The following is an 11558-nucleotide window of genomic DNA, read 5'->3' as shown; positions in this document are numbered from 1 at the left end:
CTTTACGCTCGTGAGCAAGTAGCTTGCATCCCTTGCGATAGTCTTGCGTGTATGACGCGACGACTTGCTCAGGTGGCGAAGAAGGTTGGGGTCAGCGAGGCCACGGTCAGCCGGGTGCTCAACGGCAAGCCCGGAGTTTCGCAGGCCACGCGGCAGTCGGTGCTGACCGCGCTGGACGTTCTCGGCTACGAGCGGCCGACGCAGCTTCGCGGAGAGCGCGCCCGGCTCGTCGGCCTGGTGCTGCCGGAACTGCAGAATCCTATCTTCCCCGCGTTCGCCGAGGTGATCGGCGGAGCGCTGGCCCAGCAGGGCCTCACGCCCGTGCTCTGCACCCAGACCAAGGGCGGGGTCTCCGAGGCGGACTACGTGGAGCTGCTGCTCCAGCAGCAGGTGTCCGGGGTGGTCTTCGCGGGCGGACTGTTCGCGCAGGCGGACGCGCCGCACGACCACTACCGCCAGCTCGCCGAGCGCAAGATCCCGGTCGTGCTGATCAACGCGCCGATCGAGAACCTCGACTTCCCGTGCATCTCCTGCGACGACGCCGTCGCCGTCGAACAGGCCTGGCGCCATCTCGCCTCGCTCGGCCACGAGCGCATCGGCCTGGTGCTCGGCCCCTCCGACCATGTGCCGTCCCGGCGCAAGCTCGCCGCCGCGCTCGCGGCGGCGCGGGCCGCGAGGACACAGCTTCCCGACGCGTACATCGAACGGACCATGTTCTCCCTGGAGGGCGGCCAGGCGGCGACCTCGCGCCTGCTGGACCGGGGGGTCACCGGAATCATCTGCGCCAGCGATCCGCTGGCCCTGGGGGCCGTACGGGCCGCACGCCGGCGCGGTCTCGACGTGCCGCGCGAGGTCTCGGTCGTGGGCTTCGACGACTCCGCCTTCATGAACTGCACCGAGCCGCCGCTGACCACGGTCCGCCAGCCCATCGAGGCCATGGGCCGGGCGGCCGTGGAGATGCTGAACGCCCAGATCCAGGGCGGTGCCGTGCCTCCCGGCGAGCTGCTGTTCGAGCCGGAGCTGGTGGTACGCGGCTCCACGGCCCAGGCGCCGCGCCAGGCCGCGGAGGCGGCTGCCGACGCCTGAGCGGCCACCCGGACCGCCCTCGCGCGGGCCGGCGGAACGACCACCCCGACGGGGCCCCTTGGCGGGCCCCGTCGGCGTTTGCGCGCGCCCCCGGCCGCCCTTCGCGCGGCTCCTCGCCGGCGTCCGGGCACGTCACCTTCGGTGTTCGCGCACGTCCCGACCGGTGAGAGGGCCTGTGCGGGATGAAACCGGCACATGCAGCTCGCTGTCAAGTATTTGCGAAATCGGGGCGACATATTGCGGACATCCGTAGTTAGTGGTTGAGTGAGCGCCGCCACACAGCGAGAAGCTGTGGGTTTGACACGCTCCTGCCGCAAGAGGGGTCCCACCGATGAGAAGCTCCGGGTTCCGCCGTACCTGTACCGCAGCCATAGCCTCCGCGCTCGCCCTGACTGGACTGGCCGCGTGCGGCTCGGACAGCGAGGACTCCGCGGGGGGCAAGACGAGTATCACCGTCAACTGCATGCCTCCGAAGAGCGCCAAGATCGACCGGCAGAGCTTCGAGGACGACATGAAGGCGTTCGAGAAGGCGAACCCGACCATCGATGTCGTCGGCCATGACGCCTTCCCGTGCCAGGACCCCAAGACCTTCGACGCCAAGCTCGCCGGCGGCCAGATGGAGGACGTCTTCTACACGTACTTCACGGACGCCAAGCACGTGGTCGACATCAACCAGGCCGCGGACATCACGTCCTATGTGAAGGACATGAAGGGCTACAGCGACATCCAGCAGTCGCTGCGCGACGTCTACACCGTCGACGGCAAGGTCTACGGCGTTCCGCGCACCAACTACTCGATGGGCCTCCTCTACAACAAGAAGCTCTTCGAACAGGCCGGTCTGGACCCCACCAAGCCCCCGGCCACCTGGGAAGAGGTCCGGACCGCCGCCAAGAAGATCGCGGGCCTGGGCAAGGGCTACGTGGGATACGCCGACTACAGCGCGCAGAACCAGGGCGGCTGGCACTTCACCGCGGAGATGTACTCGCAGGGCGGCGACGTCGTCAGCCCGGACGGCAAGTCGGCGGCCGTCGACAGCCCGGAGGGCAAGGCCGTGCTCCAGACGCTGAAGGACATGCGCTGGACCGACAACTCCATGGGCACCAAGCAGCTCCTGATCCTGAACGACGTCCAGCAGATGATGGGCTCCGGCAAGCTCGGCATGTACATCTCCGCCCCGGACAACATCCCGATCCTGGTCAAGGAGAAGGGCGGCAAGTACGAGGACCTCGCGCTCGCCCCGATGCCCGGCGGCAAGGGCACGCTCATCGGCGGCGACGGCTACATGTTCAGCAAGAAGGCCTCCCCGGAGCAGATCAAGGCGGGCCTGAAGTGGCTGGAGTACCAGACCATCGGCCCCGGCACCGGCCTCAACAACTGGAAGCGCGCCGCCGATCTGAAGGCCCCGGTCGGCCTGCCCGAGCCCCGGCTCTGGACCGGTGAGACCGACGCCAAGGACCAGGCGCTGAAGAAGCAGTACGCCAATGTGCCGGTGGAGAACTACCAGTCCTTCCTCGACGGCAGCCAGCAGCTCACCGCGAAGCTGGAGCCGCCGAAGGCCCAGCAGATCTACTCGGTCCTCGACGGAGCGGTCTCCGCGGTCCTCACCAAGAAGGACGCCGACATCGACGGACTGCTGAAGGACGCGCAGTCCAAGATCGACGGAATCCTGGCCCGAGGCTGAGGCTGACGCACCGATGAAGACTGTCCAGGCCCCCCACCGGTCCGCCGCCGCGCCGCCCGCCACCCCGGGGCCGCGCCCGGCGGGCCGCCGGTCCGCGAGCCCGCTCGCGCGCCGGCTCTCCCACCAGGTCCGCGCCTACGGCTTCCTGATCGGCGGCCTGCTCTGCTTCGCGCTGTTCTCCTGGTACCCGGCGATCCGCGCGGTGATCATCGCCTTCCAGAAGTACACCCCCGGATCCGCCCCCGAGTGGGTCGGGACCGACAACTTCACTCAGGTCTTCCAGGACCCGGAGTTCGGGGCGGCCTGGCGCAACACCCTCACCTTCACCCTGATCGCCCTGCTCATCGGTTTCGCGGTGCCGTTCGTGATGGCGCTCGTCCTCAACGAGCTGCGCCACGCGAAGTCCTTCTTCCGCGTGGTCGTCTATCTCCCGGTGATGATCCCGCCCGTGGTCAGCGCCCTGCTGTGGAAGTGGTTCTACGATCCGGGCGCCGGCCTCGCCAACGAGGGGCTGCGCTTCCTCCATCTGCCGACCTCGAACTGGACCAACGGCGCGGACACCGCGCTGCTGTCCCTGGTCATCGTCGCCACCTGGGCGAACATGGGCGGCACGGTCCTCATCTATCTCGCCGCGCTCCAGGGGATCCCCGGTGAGCTGTACGAGGCGGCGGAGCTGGACGGCGCCGGCATCTGGCAGCGCGTACGTCATGTGACCATCCCGCAGACGCGCTTCATCATCCTGATGCTGATGCTTCTTCAGATCATCGCCACGATGCAGGTGTTCACCGAGCCCTTCGTGATCACCGGTGGCGGTCCCGAGAACTCCACCGTCACCGTCCTCTATCTCATCTACAAGTACGCGTTCCTCTACAACGACTTCGGCGGGGCCTGCGCCCTGAGCGTGATGCTGCTCATCGTGCTCAGTCTCTTCTCCGCCCTCTATCTGCGGCTCACCCGCACCGACGACTGAGAGGAGCGCAGCGCCATGACCCAGATCGCGCCGCCTCCCCGGCAGGCACCCCCCGAGCCCGAAGGGGCCACCCGGCGCAAGACGGACAGCTCGTCCGTACGGACCCTCGTCTCGCCGCTCGCGCTCGCGAGCACCCGCGGCAGGGCGCTGTACTGGATCGTCTTCAGCGGGGTCGTCCTCGCCTTCGTGCTGGCCTTCCTGTTCCCCGTGTACTGGATGGCCTCCGGCGCCATGAAGTCCCCGGACGAACTGGTCCAGACACCGCCGACACTGGTGCCGAAGTCCTTTTCCCTCACCGCGTACACCGACGCCTGGGATCTGATGCAGCTCCCGACGCATCTGTGGAACACGGTGGTGCAGGCCGCCGGTGCCTGGATCCTCCAGCTCGTCTTCTGCACGGCGGCGGCCTACGCCCTGTCCAAACTGCGGCCGGCGTTCGGCAAGATCATTCTGGGCGGCATCCTGGCCACCCTGATGGTCCCGGCCCAGGCACTGCTCGTGCCCAAGTACCTGACCATCGCCGATCTGCCGCTGATCCACGTCAGTCTGCTCAACGATCCGCTCGGCATCTGGCTTCCGGCGGTCGCCAACGCCTTCAACCTCTACCTCCTCAAGCGGTTCTTCGACCAGATCCCGCGCGATGTGCTGGAGGCCGCGGAGATCGACGGCGCCGGAAAGCTCCGTACGCTCTGGTCGATCCTGCTGCCCATGTCCAGACCGGTGCTCGGCGTGGTCTCCATCTTCGCGCTGGTGGCCGTCTGGCAGGACTTCCTCTGGCCGCTGATGGTCTTCTCGGACACCGACAAGCAGCCCATCAGTGTGGCGCTCGTCCAGCTCTCCCAGAACATCCCGCTCTCGGTGCTGATCGCCGCCATGGTGATCGCCAGTATTCCGATGGTCCTGATGTTCCTGGTGTTCCAGCGGCACATCATCGCCGGCATCAGCGCCGGCAGCACCAAGGGCTGACCAGCCCCGCGCCGGCCCACCCCCCTCACCTCAACGCAGAAGGCTTCGCACTGTGAGACAGCCCTCCCCTGCCCCTCTGGAGCCCGCCGACAAGAACTGGTGGCGGGATGCCGCCATCTACCAGGTCTACGTACGCAGCTTCGCCGACGGTGACGGTGACGGCACCGGTGATCTCGCGGGTGTACGGGCCAGGCTGCCGTATCTCGTGGAACTGGGCGTGGACGCCCTCTGGTTCACACCGTGGTATCTCTCCCCGCTCGCCGACGGCGGCTACGACGTCGCGGACTACCGCACCATCGACCCGGCGTTCGGCACCCTCGCGGAGGCCGAGAAGCTCATCGCCGAGGCGCGTGAGCGCGGTATCCGTACGATCATCGATGTCGTGCCCAATCATGTCTCCGACCAGCACGCCTGGTTCAAGGCGGCGGTGGCGGCGGGTCCCGGCAGCCCCGAGCGCGATCTGTTCCACTTCAGGACAGGGCGCGGCGAGAACGGTGAGATCCCGCCCAACGACTGGATCTCCGAGTTCGGCGGCACGCCCTGGACACGGCTCGCCGACGGTGAGTGGTATCTGCATCTCTTCGCGACCGAGCAGCCCGACCTCAACTGGGCCCATCCCGCGGTACGTCAGGAGCACGAGGACGTCCTGCGCTTCTGGTTCGAACGCGGGGTCGCGGGCGTACGGATCGACTCGGCGGCGCTGCTCGCCAAGGACCCGGCCCTGCCGGACTTCACCGTCGGCCGTGATCCGCACCCCTTCGTCGACCGGGACGAGCTGCACGACATCTACCGGTCCTGGCGCGCCATCGCCGACGAGTACGACGCGATCTTCGTCGGCGAGGTGTGGCTGCCCGACACCGAGCGCTTCGTACGGTACCTGCGCCCGGACGAACTGCACACCGCGTTCAACTTCACCTTCCTGGCCTGCCCCTGGGACCCGGACCTGCTGCGCTCCGCGATCGACACGACGGTCGCCGAGCACGCGCCGGTCGGGGCTCCCGCCACCTGGGTGCTCTGCAACCACGACGTGACCCGAACCGTCACCCGGTACGGACGCGAGGCCAGCGGCTTCGACTTCGCGGCCAAGGCGTTCGGGACCCCGACCGACACGGAGCTGGGCACGCGGCGGGCCCGCGCCGCGGCGCTGCTCTCCCTGGCGCTGCCGGGCGCCGTCTATCTCTACCAGGGCGAGGAGCTGGGACTGCCCGAGGTGGAGATACCGCTCGACCGGATCCAGGACCCGATGCACTTCCGCTCCGGCGGTACGGATCCGGGCCGCGACGGCTGCCGGGTGCCGCTGCCGTGGACGGCCGACGCGCCGTACGCGGGCTTCGGCTCGGAGGCGGAACCGTGGCTTCCGCAGCCGGAATCGTGGGCCTCGTACGCGGCCGATCTCCAGTCGGGCGATCCCGGCTCGATGCTCACGCTGTACCGCGAGGCCCTGCGGCTGCGCCGTACCGTACCGGGCTTCGGGGACGGTCCCATGAGCTGGCTGGAGGCCGGCCCCGGGGTGCTGGCCTTCAGCCGTACGGACGGGCTGATCTGCGTGGTCAACCTCGGCGAGGAGCCCGCCGAACTCCCGTCCCACACCGGCGTCCTGCTGCTCAGCGGCCCGTCGACCGACGACGGCCGCCTGCCCCGGGACACGGCCGCCTGGCTGCAAGGCTGACCGGCGGCCGGCCCCGTCCGGCGCGCGCGCGTGCCCGCCCCGCCCGGCGCGAGCGCCGGGCGGGGGCTCGCACCCGGCCGGCCGCAGTCGGGACCTGCGGCCGGCCGGGGTCGTACCGCCTGACCCCGGCCGGGCCCGTACCGGCCGGCCGGGGTCGTTTCGACCGGTACCCCATGGGGTTCGGCGGACCGCTCGTCCGGCCGCCGGCCCTTCCCGCCCGGTCTCCCGCCCGCCCGGGACCCGTCCGCTCAGAGCCTCCCCGCTCCGGACAGGTCCCCGGGCGGGCGGGGGCCGTCGTACGGATCACGCCGACGTCACCGCGGCCGGGAGGCCGGCCGGTGCGCCCATATCCTGGAGCGGGCGGAGGACTCCAGGACATCCGCTCGACTCGACCTCGACGCGGCACGGAGGCGCATTCGTGAGCAGGCAGCAGATCCCGGTGGTCGTTCTCACCGGCTTTCTGGGATCCGGCAAGACGACCTTGCTCAACCATCTTCTGCGCCGTCGCGCGGGCCGCAGGATCGCCGTGGTCGTCAATGACTTCGGCGCCATCGAGATCGACGCCCTGACGGTCGCCGGACAGGTCGGATCCACGGTCTCGCTCGGCAACGGCTGCCTGTGCTGCGCCGTCGACGCGAGTGAACTCGACAGCTATCTGGAGCGGCTCAGCCGGCCCGCCGCCCGGATCGACATCATCGTCATCGAGGCGAGCGGACTGGCCGAGCCGCAGGAACTCGTCCGGACGCTCCTCGCCGGGGACCATCCGGGCACGGTGTACGGAGGACTGGTCCAGGTCGTCGACGCGGCCGAGTTCGACGCGACGCGGGCACGCCACCCCGAGATCGACCGGCATCTCGCGATCGCCGATCTCGTGGTCCTGAACAAGACCGACCGGGTGGGGGAGGAGGAGCGGCTGCGCGTCCTCGCTGCCATCGGCGGGCCGGCGCCCGGGACACCGGTGATCCCGGCCTCGTACGGACGGATCGATCCCGAGCTGCTGTTCGATCCGGCTGTCGTGCCGGCGGAGGAGGAGAAGGTCCGGCAGCTCTCCTTCGAGGATCTGTACACCCACGAGCTCCACGAAGACGGCGACGGGCACGGCGGCCACGAGGGGCACGACGGCCATCTGCACGCGCGGTACGAGAGCGTCTCGTACACCGCGCGGGCTGCGACGAACCCGCGCCGGCTCATGGAGTTCCTCGACTCCCGGCCCGAAGGGCTCTACCGGATCAAGGGTTTTGTGGACTTCGGGCCGTTCGATCCGGCCAATCGCTACACCCTGCACGCGGTCGGCCGGTTCCTGCGTTTCCGTCCGGAGCCCTGGGCACGTGGCGAGGAGCGTGGTACGCGGCTCGTGCTGATCGGCTCCGGCATCGACGGCGACGCGCTGCTCAAGGAGCTGGCGGTGTGCGAGGAGACCGGGCCGAAGGACGCTCGCGTCGACGACCGGGCGATGTGGGGCGTCCTGCGCTACGTACCCGACGTGTCCGGGCCCGGAGTTGAGCCCGGGGCCGAGCCCGAGGGCCCGGCCACCACCGCGGACACGCCGTAGGAGCGTGTCCGGGCCCGTATCCGTCAGTGCGCGGGCCCGGCCAGCGCGTCCACCTCCAGGGCGAACGGCGTGCCCGAACCGTCCCGGCGCGGATCGGGATCCGGCAGTTCCACCGGCGCGCCGTTCTTCTGCGCCGCGCGCGCCGGGCTCGCTCCCGCCCAGGCCAGCGCCAGCATGTCCTCGCCCTTGAGGAACCGGTGGCAGCGCACACCGCCCGTCGCCCTGCCCTTGCGCGGATACTGGTCGAACGGTGTGAGCTTGGCCGTACGCACCGAGTCGTCGAGCGTGCCGTGCGAGCCGGTGACCGTGAAGACCACGGCGTCCGCCGCCGGATCCACCGCCGTGAACGAGATCACCGTGGCGTCATCGGACAGCTTGACACCGGCCATACCGCCCGCGGGCCGCCCCTGCGGCCGGACCTGCGAGGCCTGGTAACGCAGCAGTTGGGCGTCGGAGGTGATGAAGACCAGGTCCTCCTCGCCCGTGCGCAGCTCCGCGCCGCCGACGACACGGTCGCCCTCCTTGAGGCCGATGACCTCCAACTCGTCCTTGTTGGCGGGATAGTCGGGGACCACCCGCTTGACCACGCCCTGGAGCGTGCCCAGCGCGAGGCCCGGTGACGACTCGTCGAGCGTGGTCAGACAGACCAGTTCCTCGTCGCCCTCCAGCGCGAGGAACTCCGAGACCGGGGCCCCGCCCGAGAGATTCGGCGCCGAGGCGGTGTCCGGGAGCTGCGGCAGATCGATCACCGCGATCCGCAGCAGCCGTCCGGCCGAGGTCACCGCGCCGATGTCGCCGCGCGCCGTCGCGGGCACGGCCGAGATGATCACATCGTGCTTGACGCGCCTGCCGTCGCCGCCCTCCAGCGGCTCGCCGTTGGCCGTACGGGCCAGCAGACCGGTCGAGGAGAGGAGCACCCGGCACGGGTCGTCCGCCACCTCCAGCGGCACCGCGGCCACCGACGAACCGGCCGACTCCAGCAGCACCGTGCGCCGGGGAGTGCCGAACTTCTTCGCCACCGCGGCCAGTTCGGACGAGACCAGCTTGCGCAGCTCGGTGTCCGAATCCAGGATCCCGGTCAGCTCGTCGATCTCGCCGTTGAGCCGGTCCCGCTCGCTCTCCAGCTCGATCCGGTCGAAGCGGGTGAGCCGGCGCAGCGGCGTGTCCAGGATGTACTGCGTCTGGACGTCGCTCAGCGAGAAGTGCTCGATCAGCCGCTCCTTGGCCTGCGCCGAATTGTCGCTGGACCGGATCAGCCGGATGACCTCGTCGATGTCGATGAGCGCGACGAGCAGGCCCTCGACCAGATGCAGCCGGTCGCGCCGCTTGGTCCGCCGGAACTCGCTCCTGCGGCGCACCACGTTGAACCGGTGGTCCAGATAGACCTCCAGCAGTTCCTTCAGCCCCAGCGTCAGCGGCTGGCCGTCCACCAGTGCCACATTGTTGATGCCGAAGGACTCCTCCATCGGCGTCAGCTTGTAGAGCTGCTCCAGCACGGCCTCGGGCACGAAGCCGTTCTTGATCTCGATGACCAGCCGCAGTCCGTGCGAGCGGTCCGTGAGGTCCTTGACATCCGCGATGCCCAGGAGCTTCTTGGCGGAGACCAGGTCCTTGATCTTCGCGATCACCTTCTCGGGACCGACCGCGAAGGGCAGTTCCGTGATGACCAGGCCCTTGCGGCGCGCGGTGACGTCCTCCACCGTCGCGGTGGCCCGGATCTTGAAGGTGCCGCGCCCGCTCTCGTACGCGTCCTTGATGCCCGTCAGCCCGACGATCCGGCCGCCGGTCGGCAGATCGGGACCCGGCACGAAACGCATCAGCGTCTCCAGGTCCGAGCCCGGGTGCTTGATCAGATGGCGCGCCGCCGCCACGACCTCGCCCAGATTGTGCGGCGGCATGTTCGTCGCCATACCGACCGCGATGCCCGAGGCGCCGTTGACGAGGAGGTTGGGATACGCGGCCGGAAGTGTGACCGGTTCTCGCTCCTGGCCGTCGTAATTCGGCTCGAAATCGACGGTGTCCTCGTCGATCGACTCCGTCATCAGTGACGTGGCGTCGGCCATCCGGCACTCGGTGTAGCGCATCGCGGCCGGCGGGTCGTCATTGCCGAGCGAGCCGAAGTTGCCGTGGCCGTCGACCAGGGGCAGCCGCATCGAGAACGGCTGAGCCATCCGGACCAGGGCGTCGTAGATCGACGCGTCGCCGTGCGGGTGGAGCTTGCCCATCACCTCGCCGACGACACGCGCGCACTTCACATACCCGCGGTCGGGACGCAGGCCCATCTCGTTCATCTGGTAGACGATGCGGCGGTGCACCGGCTTCAGGCCGTCCCGGGCGTCCGGCAGGGCCCGGGAGTAGATCACCGAATACGCGTACTCGAGGAAGGAGCCCTGCATTTCATCGACCACGTCGATGTCGAGGATCTTCTCCTCGAAGTCCTCCGGCGGCGGGGTCTTCGTGCTGCGGCGGGCCATCGCTGCTGCGGCTCCTTCACAGGTCCTGTACGGGCAACTTCTCTAGCTGACGCCGACCATTGTGGACCGAGCCGCCGACAACGCCGACCTCGACCCGTCGTTGGGACCGGGGCGACGGCCCGCGCGGAGGGCCTCACCGGGCCCGCCGGGACCTCGGGGAGAGCCTGGATCGACGTGCGGTGAAGCGCCCGGCGAGCCGTCCGCCGAAGCGGGTGACAAGGGGGTTACGCACAGGAACTTCGCCAGGTGTCGGCACGCTTGCATACAGTGGCAGGACTTCTCCATATCGCGATCGAAGGGACGTACATGCCCATGGGTCACACGGCCACAGCGCAGGCCGGTTCCGGCGGCCTGACAGCGACTGAGCACCGCCTGGCCAACGGCCTGCGCGTGGTGCTCTCCGAGGACCACCTGACCCCGGTCGCCGCGGTCTGTCTCTGGTACGACGTCGGCTCACGCCATGAAGTCAAGGGCCGTACGGGACTCGCCCACCTCTTCGAGCATCTGATGTTCCAGGGGTCGGCCCAGGTGACGGGGAACGGTCACTTCGAGCTGGTGCAGGGCGCCGGCGGTTCGCTCAACGGCACCACCAGCTTCGAGCGGACGAACTATTTCGAGACCATGCCCACCCACCAGCTGGAGCTGGCGCTCTGGCTGGAAGCCGACCGGATGGGCTCGCTGCTCGCCGCGCTCGACGAGGAGTCCATGGAGAACCAGCGGGACGTCGTCAAGAACGAGCGCCGCCAGCGGTACGACAATGTGCCGTACGGGACCGCCTTCGAGCGGCTGACCGCGCTCGCCTACCCCGAGGGCCATCCGTACCACCACACGCCCATCGGCTCGATGGCCGACCTGGACGCGGCGACGCTGGAGGACGCTCGCGCGTTCTTCCGTACGAACTACGCCCCGAACAACGCGGTGCTCTCGGTCGTCGGTGACATCGACCCGGAGCAGACGCTCGCCTGGGTCGAGAAGTACTTCGGCTCCATCCCCTCCCACGACGGCAAGCAGCCGCCGCGCGACGGCGGCCTGCCCGACATCATCGGCGAGGAGCTGCGCGAGGAGGTCCACGAGGAGGTCCCGGCGCGCGCGCTGATGGCCGCCTACCGGCTGCCGCACGACGGCACGCGCGAGTGCGACGCCGCCGATCTGGCGCTCAC

General features: G+C 69.3%; 8 protein-coding genes. 7 read left to right on the top strand and 1 reads right to left on the bottom strand.

From position 1 onward, the window contains the following. The first annotated feature begins 51 nt into the window (after window positions 1-51). The 6 genes from BFF77_RS10500 (at window position 52) to BFF77_RS10475 (ending at window position 7924) form a co-directional block, all read left to right on the top strand. Window positions 52-1086, top strand: a complete 1035-nt coding sequence (locus BFF77_RS10500) for a LacI family DNA-binding transcriptional regulator (protein WP_066946812.1) — start codon at window positions 52-54, stop codon at window positions 1084-1086. Window positions 1087-1417: 331 nt separating this feature from the next. Beyond that, window positions 1418-2767: an ABC transporter substrate-binding protein gene (locus tag BFF77_RS10495; RefSeq protein WP_066946810.1), complete on the top strand. Its 1350-nt coding sequence runs from the start codon at window positions 1418-1420 to the stop codon at window positions 2765-2767. 13 nt (window positions 2768-2780) lie between these two features. Beyond that, window positions 2781-3737, top strand: coding sequence for a carbohydrate ABC transporter permease (locus BFF77_RS10490; protein ID WP_066946807.1), 957 nt, complete (start codon window positions 2781-2783; stop codon window positions 3735-3737). 15 nt (window positions 3738-3752) lie between these two features. Further along, entirely contained in the window at window positions 3753-4703 is a 951-nt protein-coding gene (locus BFF77_RS10485) for a carbohydrate ABC transporter permease (protein WP_079125004.1), read from the top strand. 52 nt (window positions 4704-4755) lie between these two features. Next, entirely contained in the window at window positions 4756-6372 is a 1617-nt protein-coding gene (locus BFF77_RS10480) for a glycoside hydrolase family 13 protein (RefSeq protein ID WP_066946805.1), read from the top strand. A 418-nt stretch (window positions 6373-6790) separates the two neighbouring features. Further along, window positions 6791-7924 (top strand): CobW family GTP-binding protein, encoded by a 1134-nt coding sequence (locus BFF77_RS10475; protein ID WP_066946802.1) that lies wholly within the window; start codon window positions 6791-6793, stop codon window positions 7922-7924. Between the two features lie 23 nt (window positions 7925-7947). On the opposite strand, the gene BFF77_RS10470 is transcribed toward BFF77_RS10475, so the two are convergent. Beyond that, window positions 7948-10398 carry a DNA gyrase/topoisomerase IV subunit A gene (locus tag BFF77_RS10470; protein WP_066946800.1) on the bottom strand — a complete coding sequence of 817 codons (2451 nt, stop codon included), beginning with the start codon at window positions 10396-10398 and terminating at the stop codon, window positions 7948-7950. 306 nt (window positions 10399-10704) lie between these two features. On the opposite strand from BFF77_RS10470, the gene BFF77_RS10465 reads away from it, so the two are divergent. Then, window positions 10705-11558: M16 family metallopeptidase (locus tag BFF77_RS10465; protein WP_141698412.1), on the top strand; the 854-nt coding region annotated here is incomplete at its 3' end.

The organism is Streptomyces lushanensis (genome assembly GCF_001700515.1).
Taxonomy (GTDB): domain Bacteria; phylum Actinomycetota; class Actinomycetes; order Streptomycetales; family Streptomycetaceae; genus Streptomyces; species Streptomyces lushanensis.
This window is presented reverse-complemented; position numbering and strand designations above follow the sequence as displayed.